The organism is Pseudomonas khavaziana (assembly GCF_019145205.1).
Taxonomy (GTDB): domain Bacteria; phylum Pseudomonadota; class Gammaproteobacteria; order Pseudomonadales; family Pseudomonadaceae; genus Aquipseudomonas; species Aquipseudomonas khavaziana.
The window spans coordinates 110,980-131,783 of sequence record NZ_JAHSTT010000002.1; the positions used below are offsets into that span (position 1 = coordinate 110,980).

At 56.3% G+C, this 20,804-nt stretch carries 17 protein-coding genes; 10 read left to right on the forward strand and 7 right to left on the reverse strand.

From position 1 onward, the window contains the following. Positions 1-359 precede the first annotated feature (359 nt). Positions 360-1,082: a response regulator transcription factor gene (locus KVH01_RS05035; protein ID WP_217880667.1), complete on the forward strand. Its 723-nt coding sequence runs from the start codon at positions 360-362 to the stop codon at positions 1,080-1,082. 96 nt (positions 1,083-1,178) lie between these two features. Here KVH01_RS05035 and gyrB read toward each other — a convergent pair whose 3' ends face one another. From gyrB to dnaA, 4 genes are read right to left on the reverse strand one after another with little or no spacing between them, the layout of a single operon-like run. Further along, positions 1,179-3,596 carry a DNA topoisomerase (ATP-hydrolyzing) subunit B gene (gene gyrB, locus KVH01_RS05040; RefSeq protein ID WP_043048232.1) on the reverse strand — a complete coding sequence of 806 codons (2,418 nt, stop codon included), beginning with the start codon at positions 3,594-3,596 and terminating at the stop codon, positions 1,179-1,181. 4 nt (positions 3,597-3,600) lie between these two features. After that, entirely contained in the window at positions 3,601-4,704 is a 1,104-nt protein-coding gene (recF, locus tag KVH01_RS05045) for a DNA replication/repair protein RecF (protein WP_003187251.1), read from the reverse strand. 20 nt (positions 4,705-4,724) lie between these two features. Next, positions 4,725-5,828, reverse strand: coding sequence for a DNA polymerase III subunit beta (gene dnaN, locus KVH01_RS05050; RefSeq protein ID WP_057701849.1), 1,104 nt, complete (start codon positions 5,826-5,828; stop codon positions 4,725-4,727). Between the two features lie 38 nt (positions 5,829-5,866). Then, positions 5,867-7,384, reverse strand: coding sequence for a chromosomal replication initiator protein DnaA (dnaA, locus tag KVH01_RS05055; protein ID WP_217880668.1), 1,518 nt, complete (start codon positions 7,382-7,384; stop codon positions 5,867-5,869). Between the two features lie 585 nt (positions 7,385-7,969). Between dnaA and rpmH the strand changes: the two genes are divergently transcribed. From rpmH to mnmE, 5 genes are all read left to right on the forward strand, one after another. Continuing rightward, positions 7,970-8,104, forward strand: a complete 135-nt coding sequence (rpmH, locus tag KVH01_RS05060; RefSeq protein ID WP_003213577.1) for a 50S ribosomal protein L34 — start codon at positions 7,970-7,972, stop codon at positions 8,102-8,104. 13 nt (positions 8,105-8,117) lie between these two features. Continuing rightward, the gene (gene rnpA / locus KVH01_RS05065) at positions 8,118-8,525 is read left to right on the forward strand and encodes a ribonuclease P protein component (RefSeq protein WP_020302575.1); all 408 of its coding nucleotides are present in this window, start codon (positions 8,118-8,120) and stop codon (positions 8,523-8,525) included. Beyond that, positions 8,518-8,763, forward strand: a complete 246-nt coding sequence (gene yidD / locus KVH01_RS05070; protein ID WP_019816912.1) for a membrane protein insertion efficiency factor YidD — start codon at positions 8,518-8,520, stop codon at positions 8,761-8,763. The genes rnpA and yidD overlap by 8 nt, the downstream gene beginning before the upstream one ends. Before the next feature lie 2 nt (positions 8,764-8,765). Then, positions 8,766-10,451, forward strand: a complete 1,686-nt coding sequence (gene yidC / locus KVH01_RS05075) for a membrane protein insertase YidC (RefSeq protein WP_043048230.1) — start codon at positions 8,766-8,768, stop codon at positions 10,449-10,451. Positions 10,452-10,530: 79 nt separating this feature from the next. Continuing rightward, positions 10,531-11,901 (forward strand): tRNA uridine-5-carboxymethylaminomethyl(34) synthesis GTPase MnmE, encoded by a 1,371-nt coding sequence (gene mnmE, locus KVH01_RS05080; protein ID WP_217880669.1) that lies wholly within the window; start codon positions 10,531-10,533, stop codon positions 11,899-11,901. A gap of 19 nt (positions 11,902-11,920) precedes the next feature. On the opposite strand, the gene KVH01_RS05085 is transcribed toward mnmE, so the two are convergent. From KVH01_RS05085 to KVH01_RS05095, 3 genes are all read right to left on the reverse strand, one after another. Continuing rightward, positions 11,921-14,314: a TonB-dependent siderophore receptor gene (locus KVH01_RS05085; RefSeq protein ID WP_404822003.1), complete on the reverse strand. Its 2,394-nt coding sequence runs from the start codon at positions 14,312-14,314 to the stop codon at positions 11,921-11,923. Between the two features lie 130 nt (positions 14,315-14,444). After that, the gene (locus tag KVH01_RS05090) at positions 14,445-15,389 is read right to left on the reverse strand and encodes a FecR domain-containing protein (protein WP_217880984.1); all 945 of its coding nucleotides are present in this window, start codon (positions 15,387-15,389) and stop codon (positions 14,445-14,447) included. Further along, complete coding sequence (locus KVH01_RS05095) at positions 15,389-15,895, reverse strand: sigma-70 family RNA polymerase sigma factor (protein WP_217880671.1); 507 nt, start codon at positions 15,893-15,895, stop codon at positions 15,389-15,391. The genes KVH01_RS05090 and KVH01_RS05095 overlap by 1 nt, the downstream gene beginning before the upstream one ends. 564 nt (positions 15,896-16,459) lie before the next feature. On the opposite strand from KVH01_RS05095, the gene mnmG reads away from it, so the two are divergent. Genes mnmG through KVH01_RS05115 form a run of 4 tightly spaced genes read left to right on the forward strand, consistent with a single transcriptional unit; the run spans position 16,460 to position 20,691 of the window. Further along, positions 16,460-18,352 carry a tRNA uridine-5-carboxymethylaminomethyl(34) synthesis enzyme MnmG gene (mnmG, locus tag KVH01_RS05100; RefSeq protein ID WP_043048378.1) on the forward strand — a complete coding sequence of 631 codons (1,893 nt, stop codon included), beginning with the start codon at positions 16,460-16,462 and terminating at the stop codon, positions 18,350-18,352. Then, entirely contained in the window at positions 18,349-18,993 is a 645-nt protein-coding gene (gene rsmG, locus KVH01_RS05105) for a 16S rRNA (guanine(527)-N(7))-methyltransferase RsmG (protein WP_217880672.1), read from the forward strand. Before mnmG ends, rsmG begins: the two co-directional genes overlap by 4 nt. Before the next feature lie 18 nt (positions 18,994-19,011). Continuing rightward, complete coding sequence (locus KVH01_RS05110) at positions 19,012-19,809, forward strand: ParA family protein (RefSeq protein ID WP_057011547.1); 798 nt, start codon at positions 19,012-19,014, stop codon at positions 19,807-19,809. A 9-nt stretch (positions 19,810-19,818) separates the two neighbouring features. Then, positions 19,819-20,691: a ParB/RepB/Spo0J family partition protein gene (locus KVH01_RS05115; RefSeq protein ID WP_217880673.1), complete on the forward strand. Its 873-nt coding sequence runs from the start codon at positions 19,819-19,821 to the stop codon at positions 20,689-20,691. Positions 20,692-20,804 lie beyond the last annotated feature (113 nt).

Sequence of the window (20,804 nt, forward strand, 5' to 3'; positions counted from 1 at the left end):
ATGGTTTGCAGGTAAAGCTGCCATAGGCCCAGGCTCCCTCTCAGGTGGTTACGATGAAGCACATACGATGCTCTGAAACCAGTGAAGCTTATTTCGGTCTCATCGGAGGGCTTTGTATAGGCCCACCAAACAGACGTACCCGGTAGGCTATCGGCACCGCGTCTTTTCCTTATTCACAGGAGCCGGTATCTTTCCTTTGAGCATCGAGAGCGCGTCAAATTAACAGCCCTTTGATATCAGCGTATCGAGAGATTCCCGAAGTGTAGAATCCGTCCATAATTATTCAGATTCAGAGGCCGGCATTTGCACAGCAGTGCCTCCCATTCAAGCTCTTGTATTTTTGTAGGAAGGACCCACCCATGCGTGTCGCAATACTGGATGACGAGCCCGCCGAATTGAGACGGGTGGAACAGACACTGCGACAGATTCCCGGCCAAGCGGAACAGCCTTGGTCCCTGCATTTCTTTGAGCGCGGTGAAGATCTGCTACGCCAACTGCGTCGGGAAACCTTCGACCTGCTGATACTCGATTGGCAACTGCCGGATATCTCGGGCATTGCATTGTTGCGCTGGACCCGCGAACACATGGAATCGCCCCCCGCCGTCATCATGCTCACCAGCCGTGATGCCGAGAGCGATATAGTCACAGCATTGAACAGCGGCGCGGACGATTACGTCAGCAAGCCCTTTCGGCCGAATGAACTCAAAGCCCGAGTCAGTGCTGTCTTGCGGCGCCATGGCCTGCAGAAGTCGGCTACTCAGGAAGTGCAGAGCTTCAACGATCTGACCTTCGACGATGCTGAATTGACCGTCACCCGCGCAGGCAAACCTATCAACCTGACCGAGCGAGAGTATCGCCTGGCCAGTTGCCTGTTCGCTAATTTGGCCCGACCTCTGTCTCGCGAGTACCTGTATGAGCGATTCTGGAGCCACGAAGAAATGGTTTCTTCTCGGCCTTTGGATACGCACATTTACCGTCTGCGCAATAAGCTGGGACTGACCGCGGACCGCGGTTGGCAGCTGTTGACGATCTATGGGTACGGGTATCGGTTGGAGAGTGTGGCAACGAACTCCCAAAGTTAAATTTCATGATGTTCCACGTGGAGCATTTTAAAATGCGTCCAATAAAAAAGGCCAACGCTAAGCGTTGGCCTTTTTCGTTTTAGCCGATTTACCTGATCAGAAGTCCAGGTTAGACACCGCCAAAGCATTGCTCTCGATGAAGTCACGGCGAGGCTCGACCGCATCACCCATCAGGGTGTTGAAGATCTGGTCTGCGCCAATGGCGTCTTCGATGGTCACGCGCAGCATACGACGCTGAGCCGGGTCCATGGTGGTTTCCCACAGCTGATCCGGGTTCATCTCACCCAGACCTTTGTATCGCTGGATGGTATGGCGCTTGGTGCTTTCGGTCATCAACCAGTCCAATGCTTCCTTGAACTCCTTGACTGCCTTCTTACGCTCACCACGTTGGATATAAGCGCCGTCGTCCAGCAGGGTGCTCAATTGCGCACCGAGGGTAACTACCGTCTTGTAATCGTTACTGCCGAAGAAATCACGGTTGAAGGTAACGTAGTTCGACAAGCCGTGGGAGATCAGCTCGACCTCTGGTAGCCAGACGTTACGTTCACGGTCTTCGCGCAGACTGGCTTTGTACACCAAGCCGGATTTTTCGACAGTACGCAGGCGCACTTCGTACTGGGCCAGCCAATCTTGCATGTGCGCATGATCGCCCAACTGTTCCAGGCTCACGGAGGGCAGGTAGATGAAGTGCTCGGTCAGCTCCTGAGGGTACAGGCGCGACAAACGCTTGAGGGTCTTCATCACCATGCGGAAGTCGTTGACCAAGCGTTCAAGCGCCTCACCGGAAATACCCGGGGCTTCGTCGTTCAGGTGCAGGCTGGCGTCTTCCAGGGCCGATTGCGTCATGTATTCTTCCATGGCGTCGTCGTCTTTGATGTATTGCTCTTGCTTGCCCTTTTTCACTTTGTACAACGGCGGCTGCGCGATATAGATATAGCCACGCTCGATCAGCTCAGGCAACTGGCGGAAGAAGAAGGTCAGCAGCAGGGTACGGATGTGCGAACCGTCGACGTCAGCATCGGTCATGATGATGATGTTGTGGTAGCGCAGCTTGTCGATGTTGTACTCGTCACGGCCAATACCGCAGCCCAACGCCGTGATCAAAGTACCGACTTCCTGGGAGGAAATCATCTTGTCGAAGCGAGCCTTCTCGACGTTGAGGATCTTACCCTTCAACGGCAGGATGGCCTGGGTGCGACGGTTGCGACCCTGCTTGGCGGAACCGCCAGCAGAGTCACCTTCCACCAGGTAGAGTTCGGAGAGGGCAGGATCTTTCTCCTGGCAGTCAGCCAGCTTGCCCGGCAAGCCGGCGATGTCCAACGCGCCTTTCCGGCGGGTCATCTCACGGGCTTTACGTGCGGCTTCACGGGCACGGGCAGCATCGATCATCTTGCCAACGACCAGCTTGGCTTCGTTCGGGTTTTCCAAGAGGAAGTCGGAAAAGTACTTGCCCATTTCCTGTTCAACAGCGGTCTTCACTTCGGAAGACACCAGCTTGTCTTTGGTCTGGGAGCTGAACTTCGGATCCGGCACCTTGACCGAGATGATCGCGGTCAAACCTTCACGGGCGTCGTCACCGGTGGTGGCGACTTTATGCTTCTTCGCCAGGCCTTCCGCTTCAATGTAGGTGTTCAGGTTACGCGTCAGCGCAGAACGGAAACCCACCAAGTGAGTACCGCCGTCGCGCTGCGGAATGTTGTTGGTGAAGCACAACAGGTTTTCGTTGAAGCTGTCGTTCCACTGCAAGGCGATTTCCACGCCGATGCCATCTTCACGCTGGATGTTGAAGTGGAACACCTGGTTGACCGCAGTCTTGTTGGTGTTCAGGTATTCAACGAATGCACGCAGACCGCCTTCGTACTTGAACAGTTCTTCCTTGCCGCTGCGTTCATCCTTGAGGACGATACCGACACCGGAGTTGAGGAAGGACAGTTCACGAATCCGCTTGGCCAGGATGTCCCAGCTGAAGTGGATGTTCTTGAAGGTCTCAGCCGATGGCTTGAAGTGGATCTGGGTGCCGGTGGTTTCACTGTCACCAACGATTTTCATCGGTTCCTGTGGCACACCGTGGACGTAGGTCTGTTCCCAAATCTTGCCACTACGGCGAACGGTGAGAATCAACTCTTCGGACAGAGCGTTCACTACCGACACACCTACACCGTGCAAACCACCGGATACTTTATAGGAGTTGTCGTCGAATTTACCGCCGGCGTGGAGCACGGTCATGATGACCTCTGCCGCCGAAACGCCTTCTTCTTTGTGCACGTCTACCGGGATGCCACGACCGTTGTCACGCACGGTAATGGACTCATCCGGGTGGATGATAATGCTGATGTCGTCGCAGTGACCGGCCAGAGCTTCGTCGATGGAGTTATCGACCACCTCGAACACCATGTGGTGCAGACCGCTACCATCATCGGTGTCGCCAATGTACATACCGGGACGTTTGCGTACGGCATCCAAACCTTTCAGCACTTTAATGCTGGTCGAGTCGTACGTGTTTTCTTCGCTCATGCCTTCACTCCCGATGGTCGTGGGTCTGGGTGATACGGCCTTGTTCCACGTGGAACAAAGCGACTGGCGTTTCCGTCTGCCAGCCTTCCCTCAATAATTCGTGGTCTACACAGGTAATAAACACCTGGCAGCGTAAGTCTTCCAACAAGCGGCATAACGAGCGGCGGTGCTGCTCGTCGAGCTCCGACGGCAAGTCATCCACCAGATAAATACATTGACCGCGTCGGGCCTGGCTAACCAGATGCCCCTGCGCGATACGCAAGGCACAGACCACCAACTTCTGCTGGCCGCGGGACAAGATATCCGCGGCATTGTGTGCACCTAACCTAAGGCGCAAATCAGCGCGTTGGGGTCCGGCCTGGGTGTGGCCGATTTGCTGATCCCGCTGCAGGGACGTTGCGAGCACTGCGCTCAGCTCGCGTTCTTTGTCCCAACCGCGGTAATAACTCAGCGTCAGCCCCTCGAGATCCAACAACTCACTCAAGGTCTGTTCAAAGACTGGTTTCAAGGCTTTGATATAGGCACGGCGGTATTCATCTATTTCGTCGCTGGCCAGGCACAGTTCCCGGTCCCAGGCCGCTTGCGAAGCGGCGTCAAGTGTACCATGCCGCAGCCATGAGTTTCGCTGCCGCAGGGCCTTCTGCAGGCGCTGCCAAGTAGCCATAAAGCGTGGTTCCACGTGGAACACGCCCCAATCGAGAAATTGCCGCCGAATTTTCGGTGCACCTTCCAACAATCGAAAACTGTCTGGGTTGATTAGCTGCAGTGGCAATATTTCCGCCAATTGCGCTGCGCTGCGAGCATTTTGTCCGTCAATTCGGATTTGAAACTCACCGCCGCGATCACGGGATATCCCCAGGCTGCTATGACCGCCTTCAGCCAGTTCAACCTGGCCAAACACTGTGCATGCCAATTGCTCGTATTGAATCACCGGTAACAGGCGGGCACTGCGAAACGAACGGGCAAGCCCCAACAAATGGATGGCTTCCAGCACGCTGGTTTTGCCACTGCCATTGGCGCCATGGAGGATATTGATGCGAGGGGAAGGGGAGAAGGTCACCGGGTGCAGATTGCGCACCGCGGTGACCGAGACGCGACTGAGGGACATCTAGCTTCTGCTGAGCATGGTTACAGGCGCATCGGCATGACAACGTAAGCCGAGTCGTCGTTGTCGGATTCTTGCACCAGGGCACTGCTGTTGGAGTCAGAAAGAATCAAGCGAACCTGTTCAGTCGTCATCACCCCCAATACGTCCAACAAGTAGCTCACGTTGAAACCGATTTCCAGTGAACCGCCGTTGTAGTCGACGCCGACTTCTTCTTCCGCTTCTTCCTGTTCCGGGTTGTTGGCCTGGATTTTCAGTTGGCCGTTGGCCAGTTGCAGGCGAATACCTCGGTACTTTTCGTTCGACAGAATGGCTGTACGGCTGAATGCCTCACGCAGCGCCTGACGATCACCAACTACCAGCTTGTCACCACCTTTAGGCAACACGCGTTCGTAATCCGGGAACTTGCCGTCAACCAACTTGGAAGTGAAGGTGAACTCGCCAGTGGTTGCGCGGATGTGATGCTGCCCCAACACGATGCTGACGTTGCCGTCCGGCTCGGTGAGCAGGCGCGCCAACTCGAGGATACCTTTGCGCGGCACGATCACCTGGTGGCGATCCGGCTGGCCGATATCGGCGCGCATCGAGCACATTGCCAGGCGGTGGCCATCAGTGGCCACGGCACGGATGATGCCTTCCGATACTTCCAGCAGCATGCCGTTGAGGTAGTAACGCACGTCCTGCTGGGCCATGGCGAAGCTGGTACGCTCAATCAAGCGACGCAGCTTGCTCTGCTCCAGGCTGCAGGTCAGCGAGCCCGGGCCTTCTTCCACGGTAGGGAAATCATTGGCCGGCAAGGTCGACAGGGTAAAACGGCTGCGACCAGCCTTGACCACCAGTTTTTGCTCATCGACCTTGATATCGATCAGCGCGTCGTTCGGCAGGCTTTTGCAGATATCCATCAGCTTGCGCGCGGGCACGGTGATCTCGCCGGGTTCGGCGGGCTCTTCGAGCTGTACGCGACCCACCAGCTCAACTTCCAGGTCGGTACCGGTCAAGGACAACTGCTGGCCTTCGACCACCAGTAATACGTTGGAAAGCACCGGCAAGGTCTGTCGGCGCTCGACGACGCCTGCGACCAGTTGCAGGGGTTTCAACAGGGCTTCGCGTTGAATGGTGAAATGCATGGTCTAGTCCCTTGCCTTAATAAGCTGCACTGGTGTCATCACGTAGTCAGTGTACGCAGCAGGTTCTTGTAGTCCTCGCGAATATCCGCGTCGGATTCCTTAAGTTCGTTGATCTTGCGGCATGCGTGCAGGACCGTGGTGTGGTCGCGTCCGCCAAATACATCACCGATTTCCGGCAGGCTGTGGTTGGTCAACTCCTTGGAGAGTGCCATGGCTACCTGACGGGGGCGCGCGACCGAGCGCGACCGACGCTTGGACAACAGGTCGGAAATCTTGATCTTGTAGTATTCGGCCACGGTGCGCTGGATGTTATCCACACTTACCAGTTTGTCCTGCAAGGCCAACAAGTCTTTCAGGGATTCGCGAATCAACTCGATGGTGATATCGCGGCCCATGAAGTGCGAGTGAGCGATGACCCGCTTGAGCGCACCCTCCAGCTCACGCACGTTGGAACGAATACGTTGGGCAATGAAAAACGCTGCGTCGTGGGGCAGGTCGACCTTGGCCTGGTCGGCCTTTTTCATCAGGATCGCGACGCGGGTTTCCAGCTCCGGCGGTTCCACCGCAACGGTCAGGCCCCAGCCGAAGCGCGACTTCAAGCGTTCTTCCAGGCCTTCTATTTCCTTCGGGTAACGGTCACTGGTCAAGATGACCTGCTGGCCACCTTCGAGCAGGGCGTTGAAGGTATGGAAAAACTCCTCCTGGGAACGTTCCTTGCGCGCGAAAAATTGAATGTCATCGATCAGCAGAGCGTCAACGGAACGGTAGAAGCGCTTGAATTCGTTGATTGCATTGAGCTGCAAAGCCTTGACCATGTCAGCCACGAAGCGCTCCGAGTGCAGGTACACAACCTTGGCATTCGGGTTCTTCTTTAATAGGTGGTTACCCACGGCGTGCATCAAGTGCGTCTTACCCAAGCCAACGCCCCCATAAAGGAAGAGCGGGTTGTAACCGTGCTTGGGATTGTCAGCGACCTGCCAGGCGGCTGCCCGAGCCAGCTGGTTCGACTTACCTTCGACGAAGTTTTCAAACGTGAAGGTGCGGTTCAGGTAGCTGGTGTGCTTGAGCGCACCCTCAACCTGAACGGTGCGTTGCTCGGCACGGATCGGTGCCTGCTGGGAGCTGGCACCCGCCATCGGGTCGAAGCTGTCACGGGATGGCTCTTCGTTCTGTGGCGCATTCTTTTGCGCTGAGGATTTGGAAGACGTCATAGCAGGGGTAGGGGAGGCGGCAACCGGTGCCGCCGCGGCCTGGGCTTGCGATGCCGCGGCAGCCAAGGGCGCATTCGGCGCAGCCCGTGGTACCGAGCTGCGTTTGCTGCCTATTAATAAGGAGAGCACGGGCGCGAGGCCATTGCCATGTTCATCGAGCAATTCGAGAACGCGGCCCAGGTATTTCTCGTTGACCCAGTCGAGAACAAAACGATTAGGTGCGTAGACACGCAACTCGTCGCCTTCGGCTTCGACCTGTAGCGGACGGATCCAGGTGTTGAATTGCTGGGCAGGCAGCTCATCGCGCAAAAGCTCCACGCACTGCTGCCAAAGTTCCACTGACACGGATATCCCCTAAGTTGAAAGCCGGTGAGGCAAAAACAGCCGCCATTGTAGCGGCCAGACGTCCACTTATCCACATGTAGGTTGCTCACAGGCCAGCCAAAAACAATGTCTTAACTGCAAAAAAGGCGACCAATGGTCTGTGCATAAGCTCTGTGGATAAGCCACCCTGAGCTCGTTGTACAAGTGGGGTCGAAACTCTGTGGGTAACTGGCCTGTGGATAAAAACCCATTCCACACACAGCTTATCCGACAGCGCAGCACAGGCAGAGCACCGCTTCTCCCCCGTGTTGTCATTCTCTGTACATCACGTGGAATAAGGGCTAAAGGTAGTTATCCACAGAGGATCGCGTGCCTAGCTTTTATAAGCTTTACAGAAAAGCTTTAAATAACTTCCTTCTTTATTTTTATATCTATGCCAAGGCTGATGGAAGCCGGACGACCCGAAACGCGTCATGACGCCATGAAGAACTAATTAAAGGAAAAGCTGGTTGGAAATTGACCTAGAGGCTTGCTTTCTCTAGAATCGCCGGTCTCTTAAAACGGGGGCCATTCCGGCCCGTTGTGGACGAACCAGGTAACAACGCCATGAAACGTACTTTCCAACCAAGCACCATCAAACGCGCCCGTACTCACGGCTTCCGTGCTCGCATGGCTACCAAGAACGGCCGTGCTGTCCTGTCGCGTCGCCGCGCCAAAGGTCGTGCGCGTCTGGCAGTTTGATAATCCGGTACTGGTGGTGAGTCAGGACTTCAGTCGGGAAAAGCGTCTGCTAACCCCCCGGCATTTCAAGGCAGTCTTTGACTCCCCCACCGGCAAGGTTCCGGGGAAAAATCTCCTGCTCCTTGCGCGTAACAACGATCTTGATCACCCTCGTCTCGGGTTGGTGATCGGCAAGAAGAGCGTAAAGCTCTCCGTTGAGCGCAATCGCCTCAAGCGTCTGATGCGCGAATCGTTTCGCCTCCACCAGGACACTCTGGTTGGTTGGGATATTGTTATCGTCGCGCGCAAAGGCTTGGGTGATGTAGAAAACCCCGAATTGATTCAGCATTTCGGCAAGCTCTGGAAACGTTTGGCGCGTACCCACAAGCCAGCACCAGCAGTCAGCACCGAAACTGTAGGGGTAGACAGTCTTGATGCGTAAACTGGCAATCGTTCCGATCCAGTTTTATCGCTATGCCATTAGTCCCCTGATGGCCAGTCACTGTCGTTTCTACCCCAGCTGTTCCTGCTACGCGTTAGAGGCCATAGAAAATCATGGTCTTCTGCGCGGTGGCTGGCTGACCTTTCGTCGTTTAGGTCGCTGTCATCCGTGGAATCCCGGTGGTTATGACCCGGTTCCACCTATCCCTACCTCCCGTTCTTCTTCGATGGCCGAGTAATCATGGATATTAAACGCACGATCCTGATCGTCGCCCTGGCAATCGTGTCCTACGTCATGGTTCTTAAGTGGAACCAGGACTACGGCCAAGCTGCCCTGCCGACTCAGAATGTTGCTACCAATCAGGCCGCGCCGGCTATTCCGGACGCCCCGCTGGGTAATAATAATGCGTCCGCGAGTGCCGATGTTCCCAGCGCGAATGGCGAGACCAGCGCCCCTTTAGAAACGCCAGTGGTCACCAACAAAGACCTCATCCACGTGAAAACGGATGTGCTCGACCTGGCCATCGACCCGCAAGGTGGTGATATTGCGCAGTTGAAACTGCCGCTGTATCCACGTCGCCAAGACCATCCGGATGTCCCGTTCCAACTGTTTGATAACGGTGGCGAACGTGTTTATCTGGCACAAAGTGGCCTGACCGGCACCAACGGTCCGGATGCACGTGCTACCGGTCGTCCGGTTTATTCGACCGAACAGAAGACTTATCAACTGGCTGACGGCCAGAACCAGTTGAACGTCGACCTGAAATTCAGCCTCGATGGCGTCAACTACATCAAGCGCTTCAGCTTCACCCGTGGTTTGTACGACTTGAAGGTCACTTACCTGATCGACAACGAAAGCGACAAACCCTGGAGCGGCAACCTGTTTGCCCAGCTCAAGCGTGATGGCAGCTCCGATCCTTCTTCCAGCACTGCCACCGGCACCGCGACTTACCTGGGCGCAGCCCTGTGGACAAGTGGCGAGCCGTACAAAAAAGTGTCGATGAAAGATATCGACAAGGGTTCGCTGAAAGAAACTGTACAAGGCGGCTGGGTTGCCTGGTTGCAACACTACTTCGTGACCGCCTGGATTCCGAACAAGGGTGAAGCCAACCTGGTTCAGACCCGTAAAGACAGCCAAGGCAACTACATCATTGGTTTTACTGGGCCGGCGTTGAACGTCGCTCCGGGTGCCAAGGCTGAAACCAGCGCTACACTGTACGCCGGCCCGAAAAGCCAGGCCGTGCTGAAAGAGTTATCCCCAGGCCTGGAACTGACTGTCGATTACGGCATTCTGTGGTTCATTGCCCAGCCGATCTTCTGGTTGCTGCAACATATCCACAGCATCGTCGGTAACTGGGGCTGGTCGATCATCTTCCTGACCATGCTGATCAAGGGGATCTTTTTCCCACTGTCGGCAGCCAGCTACAAGTCGATGGCGCGTATGCGTGCTGTTGCCCCGAAACTGGCGGCACTGAAAGAACAACATGGCGATGATCGGCAGAAAATGTCGCAGGCCATGATGGAGCTGTACAAGAAAGAGAAGATCAACCCGTTGGGTGGATGCTTGCCGATTCTGGTGCAGATGCCGGTGTTCCTGTCGCTGTACTGGGTACTCCTGGAAAGCGTGGAAATGCGCCAGGCACCGTTCATGCTGTGGATAACTGACCTGTCGATCAAAGACCCGTTCTTTATCCTGCCGATCATCATGGGCGCGACCATGTTCATCCAGCAGCGCCTGAACCCAACCCCGCCGGATCCGATGCAGGCCAAGGTAATGAAAATGATGCCAATCATCTTCACCTTCTTCTTCCTGTGGTTCCCAGCCGGCTTGGTACTGTACTGGGTGGTCAACAACGTGTTGTCGATCTCTCAACAGTGGTACATCACGCGTAAAATCGAAGCGGCTACCAAAAAAGCCGAGGCGTAATTTACTCTGTGGATAACCACTCAAGACGCCCCCTAGTGGGGCGTTTTGCTTTCCGTCACTTTTGTTCTGGAACCTGCTGATGAGTGCTCCCCGTGAAACCATCGCTGCTGTGGCCACCGCTCAAGGTCGAGGCGGTGTGGGTATCGTTCGAATTTCCGGGCCGCTTGCGGGTGTAGCAGCCAAGGCTATCAGTGGCCGAGAGCTGAAACCGCGCTATGCCCATTACGGCCAATTCCTGGATGCCGACCAAAGCGTATTGGATGAAGGGTTGGCTATCTACTTCCCTGGACCCAACTCCTTCACTGGAGAAGACGTCCTGGAATTACAGGGCCATGGCGGCCCTGTCGTACTGGATATGCTCTTGCAGCGTTGCCTGCAACTGGGTTGCCGCCTGGCGCGACCTGGGGAGTTCAGCGAACGTGCTTTTCTGAACGATAAGCTCGACCTGGCCCAGGCCGAAGCCATCGCCGATTTGATCGAAGCCAGTTCTGCACAGGCTGCCCGTAACGCATTGCGTTCACTGCAAGGGGCTTTTTCCCTGCGTGTGCATAACTTGACCGAGCAACTGATCAGTCTGCGTATCTACGTGGAAGCGGCGATTGATTTTCCGGAAGAAGAAATCGACTTCCTGGCCGATGGCCATGTGTTGGCCATGTTGGATAAAGTCCGCGAGGAATTATCCACAGTGCTGCGTGAAGCCGGGCAGGGCGCCCTGCTGCGAGATGGCATGACCGTTGTGATAGCCGGTCGGCCCAATGCCGGAAAATCCAGCCTGCTCAACGCCCTGGCAGGGCGCGAGGCGGCGATCGTTACCGAGATTGCCGGCACTACCCGGGATATATTGCGCGAACATATCCACATCGATGGCATGCCGCTGCACGTGGTCGATACCGCGGGCTTACGCGACACCGATGACCAGGTGGAAAAAATCGGCGTGGAGCGCGCGCTCAAGGCTATCAGCGAAGCCGATCGGGTGTTGTTGGTAGTCGATGCCACCGCACCGGAAGCTGCAGATCCTTTTGCACTGTGGCCTGAATTCCTTGAGCAACGCCCGGACCCGGCCAAAGTCACCCTGATTCGTAACAAGGCCGACCTGACAGGTGAAGCAATCGCCCTGGAAACCAGTGAGGACGGGCATGTCACGATCAGCCTGAGCGCGAAATCGGCAGGTGAGGGCCTGGAATTGCTGCGTGAGCATCTCAAGGCCTGCATGGGCTACGAACAGACCTCGGAAAGCAGCTTCAGTGCACGTCGCAGGCACTTGGAGGCGTTGCATCATGCGAGCGCGGCGTTGGAGCACGGTCGTGCGCAATTGACCTTGGCGGGAGCCGGGGAGCTGCTGGCAGAGGATCTGCGTCAGGCTCAGCAGCTGCTGGGGGAAATCACCGGCGCATTCAGCTCCGATGATTTATTGGGGAGGATCTTTTCCAGCTTCTGCATCGGCAAATAGCCAGGTTATCCACAGGCCTTCACCAGTTATACGACACCGTACCGAGCAGGGTACGGCTGTCCCCCCAGTAGCAACGGCCGGCGTCGTTGCAGCCGGCTACATATTCCTTGTCGAACAGGTTCTTGGCGTTCAGGTCGACTGACCAGTGTTTATCGATCTGATAGCCAACCGCTGCGTCCACCAAGGTGACGCTACCTGCGTCCAACTTCCCGTACAGCGTAGGGGCGGTGTAAGAAAAGGCACTGTCGAAATAACGCACGCCGCCGCCCAGGGATAAACCCTTGAGTTGGCCATCGAGGAAACGGTACTTGCCCCAGATCGAGGCCTGGTTGCGCGGCACTCCCGTCATCTGATGCCCTTCGACCAATGAGGTCGCCGAATCCTTGGTAATCCGGGCGTCCGTATAGGTGTAAGCCGCCGTCACATTGAGATTGGGCGTGAGATTGCTGTTCACCTCGACTTCTATACCCTTGGCCCGGCTCTCGCCCACCTGGCGGTAACTGTTGGTGGTGGCGTCCAGGTAGGTATCGTCTTGCTTGCGCAAGTCATACAGCGACAGGGTCATCGCGGTATCCCAGCCGATCGGCTCGTACTTCACACCCACTTCGTACTGGCTGCTGGTGATCGGCTTTAAGGGGGATCCGGCGTTGGAGATCTGCTGCACGGGAACGAAGGCAGTGGAATAGCTGACATAGGGCGTCAGGCCGTTGTCGAATTGATACATCACCCCGCCCTGGTAGGTGAACTTGCGGTCATCAGAGTCGGTATTGCTGGCCTTGTTGACCTTGTCGCGAAAATCACTGTGCACCCAGTCCTGACGGCCTCCAAGCAAGAACAGCCAATGGTCGTATTTGCTCTGGATTTGTGCATAAACCCCTTTCATCTGCTGTTGGAGCAAAGTGTTTTGCACCGCAATCGGGGTCAATGGATCACGCAGGTAGACGGGGTTATACACATTGATGGTGCCGGCAGAGCCAGCGTCCCAATCCTGGTTGAACGAGGTGCGGTCGTAACTGGCGCCAAACAGCACAGTATTGTCGAGACCACCGAGCTGGAATTTGCCTTCCAACTGGTTATCCAGGGAATAGACCATCGACTTGTTGTAGCGGTCATAGGCAGTCATGTTCAGCTGAGTACCGAAGCCACGGTTATTCAGCGCGCCAGGCCAGGTTTCATGGCGGTTGATGCGCGACTGCATATAGCGTGAGTTCTGGCGGAACTGCCAATCGTCGTTGAAACTATGGCTGAACTCGTAGCCGGTGCTCCAGGCTTCACGTTCGAACGTATTCCAGTCCGGGTTGCCGAGCATGGTGTGCTTGGACAGTTTGCCATTGGGGTTGGTAAGCAAGGTGCCAGCGGCGGGTAGGCCCAACTCGAGATTAGTGTGGTCTTTTTGGTAATTGGCCAACAGGGTCAGGCTGTTGTAATCGTCGAAATTCAGGGTCAGGGACGGCGCGATATACAGGCGATCATCTGGAACATGGTCAGTTTGCGTGTCGGATTTACGGCCCAGCATCACCACGCGTCCAAGGATGCTGTCGCTGTCGTTGAGCGGACCCGATATATCCACACCCAATTGGCGCCGATTATTCGAGCCATACCCCACTTGCACCTCACCTTGCGGAGTGGCGGTGGGGTGTTTGCTCACCAGATTCACCAAGCCGCCAGGCGCATTCTCACCATAGAGCAGGGACGAGGGGCCGCGAAAGATTTCGACGCGTTCCAAGCCATAAGGCTCACTGGTCGTATCGTAGCGATTGCCTTGTACTCGTAGCCCATCTCGCAGAAGGCCGTAGCCGTAATCCGTGGCATTGAAACCGCGAATAAAGAACAGGTCGCCTGCCAGGCTGTCACCGGCAGCAAAAGGGGGTGCGAAGATACCTGGCACATAGCCCAACACCTCAGTGAGCGTTTGTGACTTCTGGTCCTTTATGCGCTGGCCGGTGACCACCGATACCGAACGTGGTGTTTCGGACAAAGGCGTGCTGGTCTTGGTACCGATGCGACTATTTTGCGCCTTGTAGCCTACATCCCCGGCGATGTCTTGGTTGAACCCTGCTTGTTGATAACCGCTGACCGTGGTAGGGGCGAGCACCAGTTGCCCTGTGGGAATGGCCTGCAGAACATAACTGCCGGGCGCCTGGGATAGCACGTGTAGCCCCGAGTTCTGCAGCAACAGTGCAAAGCCTTGTTCCACCGAATAATCGCCTTCCAGCCCTGCTGTAGTCAGCTGCGCGGTTTGCTGAGGCGAGAAAGACAGAATGACATTCGCCCTGGCAGCGAATTGGCTCAAGGCATTGTCCAGTGGGCCAGCCGGGATGACGAAATGCTGCACCCCGTTGGCGGCCATGGCGCCAGGGGCAAGCAAGACACTGGCGATGGTTGCTGTGCCGAGCAGCAGGCCGTACATCATAGCGTGGCAGGAAAGTCGCAAGCGGAGCTTGGTGGGGAGGCGCATAAGTGGGTAAGCCCTGAAGGTGGTCGTGATTACCTGTAGGGCCGCATCAGGTGAAAAAAAGATAACCCCCGCGTGCGAATTTTTTTCAACCGATTCGCGTTACCGAAACCCAGTAGCGAGTGAAGTACTTCACCTGAATCGGCAGGGTCGCCTGCAGGTTGGCCAGTACTGCATCGGTTGAATCCAGTCGGAAGGTCCCGGAGATACGCAAGCGCGCTGAAGCCGAATCGTATTTCAGGACACCTGGGCGATAGCGGGCGAGTTCGTCCATCACCTCTGCGAGGCGAGCATCCAATACGATTAACTGCCCATCGACCCAGGCAGCTTCGGAGCCGCGATAACTCGTGTTGGGACCCACGTTTTGGCGATCAAAATCAGCGCTCTCACCAGCCCCTAGCAGCCGCGCGTGGTTGGGCTGATCACCTGGAGACACGCTCACCCGGTCTTCCAGGACGCCGACACGCGTGGAGTCTGGCAACTGGCGCACCGTGAACCGAGTGCCCAATGCCTGGACGCGGCCTTGAAGGGTTTCGACATAAAACGGCGTTTGCCCGCCGAGCTTGCCGGTGTGGATAAGTACTTCACCTTCGCGCAAACGGATCAAGCGCTGGCGCCCATCAAAAACCACGTCAATCGCGGTGCTGGTATTAAGATCTATCCGCGTACCGTCAGCCAGCTCGACACGCCGGCGCTCACCCATGGAAGTCCGGTAATCGGCCCAGACATTGGCCAGGGGCGTGCGTTGCTGAACATTCCAACCGAGATAGCCGGTACCGCCCAACACCAGCATCCACTTCAGTACTTGGCGGCGTTGTTGCGTGGTCGACAATGCACGGCGGGTGAAATCCTGGGGCAGCGCGCCAAGACTGCGCTGCAATTGCTCAATCTGGTCCCACGCAGCCTGGTGGGACGGATCGCCGTTCAGCCATTGTTGCCAGGCCAGGCGGTCAGCGGCCGTAGGTGTCTGGGAGTGGAACCGTACATACCAGCTGGCAGCGGCTTCGAAGGTCTTACGATCCGGCACCGCCATTACAGGCTGGCCACGATCAGCGAGCATTCAGTCAATGCACGGATCATGTGCTTCTTCACCGTGGTGAGTGATACCTGCAGCTGATCTGCGATCTGTTGATAAGTCAGCCCCTCGAGCTGCGACAGCATAAAGATCCGCCGTGCTCGCTCGCCGAGTGCGGCCAAGGCTTTATCCACAGCCACCAGAGTCTCAATGATGACGGCCTTGTCTTCTTCGCTAATGGCGTTGGCCTCAGGACGTTCGGCCAAGGTTTTCTTGTAGGCCTGCTCAATGGCGTGTCGACGGTAACGATCAATCACCAGGCCCCTGGCGATGGTCGCCAGATAGTCCCGCGGCTCAATGATCTGCGCCGCATGTCGCCCGCCCAGAATACGCACGAACGTATCGTGCGCCACATCGGCGGCATCGCAGGCGTTATGCAACTTACCTTTGAGCCACCCGTGCAACCAGCAATGGTGTTGCTCATAGATGTTCTGGACCGCAGCCGTGTGTGAAGGAAGGGACATAGGGCATGACAAGGCAGGTTAATGATAATCGCTATTATTAACTGCCCTGCCGTTTTCTCACAATAGATCTCTTTTTGAAGCGCTCACCACCGAGGTAGAGGATATGGCTGCCTTCGGAATGGAGGAAATACCAGCGGATTTGCAGTTTTCTACGGATTAAGCCCTGTGAATAACCGCCCCTGTGCCCAGTTGATAACAGGGCCTGAAACCTGAGTAAAAACCCCTCTGTGGATAACAACCTGTTTAATCCACAGGCTTAAAGCACTTATCCAAGGGCCTCATTGGCACATGACCACAGACTTTTGAACCTCTGTACATATTGTAAATAAAGGCCTATAGCAATCTATCCACAGAAAAGTGGTTCAGTAGAAATAAACATAAAAACAAAGATTTAATAAATTTCTCTCTTTTAATTTCTATTGTCTGCGATTCATCCACAGCTGGTTAAATTTTGTGCAAAGGGTTCTTTAGGAAGGGCGAAGTCCCTATACTTGCCGCCAAAGCTCTAAAACTCTTTCAACAAACAATTCCTGATTACCTACATAAGCAGGCACGAGGTGCGTGGTGGATTTCCCTTCCCGTTTTGAAGTGATCGTCATCGGCGGCGGTCATGCCGGTACCGAGGCAGCACTGGCGTCAGCACGCATGGGCGTAAAAACCCTGTTGCTCACGCACAACGTGGAAACCCTCGGTGCCATGAGTTGCAACCCCGCTATTGGCGGGATTGGCAAAAGCCACCTGGTCAAGGAAATCGACGCCCTTGGTGGTGTGATGGCCATGGCCACCGACAAAGGTGGTATTCAATTTCGCGTGCTCAACAGCCGCAAAGGCCCGGCGGTGCGTGCAACCCGGGCTCAAGCTGACCGCATCCTGTACAAGGCGGCCGTACGTGAAACCCTGGAAAACCAGCCGAACCTGTGGATATTTCAGCAAGCCGCCGATGATCTGATCGTCGAGCAGGACGTGGTTAAAGGCGTGGTCACCCAAATGGGCCTGCGTTTCTTTGCAGAATCCGTCGTGCTGACTACCGGTACCTTCCTGGGTGGACTTATCCACATCGGCATGCAGAACTATTCCGGTGGGCGCGCCGGTGATCCGCCGTCGATTGCCCTGGCAAAACGCCTGCGTGAATTGCCTTTACGTGTTGGTCGCCTGAAAACCGGTACGCCACCACGTATCGACGGGCGTTCTGTGGATTTCTCGGTGATGACCGAGCAAGCCGGTGACACGCCAATTCCGGTCATGTCGTTCATGGGTTCCAAAGAACAGCACCCAAAACAGGTCAGCTGCTGGATTACCCATACCAACGCCCGAACCCACGAAATCATTGCCGCAAACCTCGACCGTTCGCCAATGTATTCCGGGGTGATCGAAGGCATTGGCCCGCGTTATTGCCCATCGATCGAAGACAAGATCCACCGTTTTGCCGACAAGGAAAGCCATCAGGTCTTCATCGAACCCGAAGGGTTGACCACCCACGAGCTGTACCCGAACGGGATTTCCACATCCTTGCCGTTCGACGTGCAAATCCAGATCGTGCAGTCGATCCGCGGTATGGAAAATGCGCACATCGTGCGGCCGGGCTACGCCATTGAGTACGATTACTTCGACCCGCGTGATTTGAAATACAGCCTGGAAACCAAAGTAATTGGCGGCTTGTTCTTTGCCGGGCAAATCAATGGCACCACCGGTTACGAAGAAGCTGGCGCGCAAGGTTTGCTGGCCGGAACCAACGCTGCATTACGGGCACAAGGCAAAGACAGCTGGTGCCCGCGTCGGGATGAAGCGTACATCGGCGTTCTGGTCGACGACCTGATTACCCTGGGCACCCAGGAACCGTACCGGATGTTCACTTCCCGGGCCGAATACCGTCTGATCCTGCGCGAAGACAACGCCGACCTGCGCTTGACCGAAAAAGGTCGCGAATTGGGCCTGGTCGATGACGCGCGTTGGGCTGCGTTCTGCAAGAAACGCGAAAGCATCGCGCTTGAAGAGCAACGCCTGAAAAGCACCTGGGTTCGCCCGGGCACCGAGCAGGGAGATGCAATTGCGGAAAAATTCGGCACGCCGCTGACCCATGAATACAACCTGCTGAACCTGCTGTCCCGTCCAGAAATCGACTACGCTGGTCTGGTCGAAGTGACCGGCCAGGGTGCAGAAGACCCACAGGTCGCCGAACAGGTCGAGATCAAGACCAAGTACGCCGGTTACATTGATCGCCAGCAGGATGAAATCGCCCGCCTGCGTGCCAGTGAAGATACCAAGTTGCCTGTGGATATCGACTACACCGGGATTTCCGGGCTGTCGAAAGAAATTCAAAGCAAGCTGGGGATAACTCGGCCTGAAACACTCGGGCAGGCTTCACGCATCCCGGGCGTCACTCCTGCAGCCATTTCGCTGTTGATGATTCATTTGAAAAAACGCGGCGCGGGCCGTCAGTTGGAGCAAAGCGCTTGAGTTCGTTGGTCACCTCGCAACACGCCGAAGAGTTATCCACAGGAGCACGCCAGTTGGACGTGGTCCTCACCGAAGCCCAGCATGAGCTGCTGCTGGGCTATCTGGCCCTGTTGATCAAATGGAACAAGGCGTACAACCTCACCGCTGTGCGTGATCCGGACGAGATGGTGTCGCGGCATTTACTCGACAGCCTCAGCGTGATGCCGTTCATCGAAAACGGTCGTTGGCTCGACGTCGGCAGTGGCGGCGGCATGCCCGGGATTCCTTTGGCGATACTGTTTCCCGAGTCTCAGGTAACCTGCCTGGACAGCAACGGCAAGAAAACCCGCTTCCTGACCCAGGTCAAACTCGAACTCAAGCTGGATAACCTGCAAGTTATCCACAGTCGCGTCGAAGCCTTTACGCCTGAGCAGCCTTTCAACGGCATTGTGTCCCGGGCGTTCAGCAGCATGGAGAACTTCAGCAACTGGACCCGCCACCTCGGCGACCGCGACACCCGTTGGCTGGCAATGAAGGGCGTCCATCCAAGCGACGAGCTGTTAGCATTGCCGGCAGACTTCCACCTCGATAGCGAACACGCTTTGGCCGTACCCGGTTGCCAAGGCCAACGCCATCTGCTGATACTGCGCCGCACGGCATGATTGGGAACACAAGCAAGAATGGCTAAGGTATTCGCGATTGCGAACCAGAAAGGTGGCGTGGGTAAGACCACCACCTGTATCAACCTCGCAGCATCCCTGGTCGCCACCAAGCGTCGGGTGCTGTTGATCGATCTCGATCCACAGGGCAACGCCACCATGGGTAGCGGTGTGGATAAACACGGCCTGGAAAACTCGGTCTACGATTTGCTGATTGGCGAATGCGACCTGGCCCAGGCCATGCACTATTCCGAGCATGGTGGTTACCAACTGCTGCCGGCCAACCGCGATTTGACCGCCGCGGAAGTGGTGCTGCTGGAAATGCAGATGAAAGAAAGCCGTCTGCGCAGCGCCCTGGCGCCCATTCGCGAGAATTACGACTACATTCTGATCGACTGCCCACCGTCGCTGTCGATGCTCACGCTGAACGCCCTGGTGGCCGCCGACGGGGTGATTATCCCCATGCAGTGCGAGTACTTCGCCCTCGAAGGCTTGAGCGACCTTGTGGATAACATCAAGCGTATCGCCGAGCTGCTCAACCCGAACCTGAAAGTCGAAGGCCTGCTGCGGACCATGTACGATCCGCGTCTGAGTCTGATGAACGATGTGTCGGCGCAGCTCAAGGAACATTTTGGCGATCAGCTGTATGACACCGTGATCCCACGCAACATCCGCCTGGCCGAAGCGCCAAGCTATGGCATGCCCGCGCTGGCGTACGACAAGTCCTCGCGTGGCGCCATTGCCTATCTGGCGCTGGCCGGTGAGTTGGTTCGCCGACAACGCCGCAATTCACGCACTGCTGCAGCCCAGCCAACTTAAGGAATCCCCATGGCCGTCAAGAAACGAGGTCTCGGACGTGGTCTGGATGCACTCCTGAGTGGTCCGACCGTCACATCGCTTGAAGAGCAAGCGGTGCAGGCCGACGAGCGCGAGCTGCAGCACTTGCCCCTGGACCTGATCCAGCGTGGCAAATACCAGCCACGCCGGGACATGGATCCCCAGGCGCTGGAAGAACTGGCTAACTCGATCAAGGCCCAGGGCGTGATGCAACCGATTGTGGTGCGCCCGATTGGCGGTGGCCGCTTTGAGATCATCGCCGGTGAACGTCGCTGGCGCGCCAGCCAACAGGCCGGCAAGGACACCATCCCGGCGATGGTGCGCGATGTGCCGGATGAAACCGCCATTGCCATGGCGTTGATCGAGAACATCCAGCGCGAAGACCTCAACCCGATCGAAGAAGCAATCGCGTTGCAACGTTTGCAGCACGAGTTCCAACTGACCCAGCAACAAGTGGCCGACGCAGTGGGAAAATCCCGCGTCACCGTGTCCAACTTGCTGCGCCTGATCGCACTGCCGGAAGTTATCAAGACCATGTTGTCCCACGGTGACCTGGAAATGGGTCACGCCCGTGCTTTGCTCGGCTTGCCGGAAAATCAACAGGTTGAAGGGGCGCGACACGTTGTCGCACGAGGTCTCACCGTGCGTCAGACCGAGGCTTTGGTACGCCAATGGCTCAGCGGCAAACCTGCACCGGTCGAAGCGGCCAAACCTGATCCGGATATCGCACGGCTTGAGCAGCGCCTGGCCGAGCGCCTGGGCTCTGCGGTACAAATTCGTCACGGCAAGAAGGGCAAAGGGCAATTGGTCATCGGATATAACTCTTTGGATGAGCTTCAGGGCGTCCTTGCCCACATCCGCTGAAACATTTGCTTATGTAGCGTGTGATCGGAAATCACTACCCGACAGTTGAATAGGGGCTGAACCGCCCCTATACTCTGCGCGCATTTTGTCGGCACAAATTATGCCAAGTTATT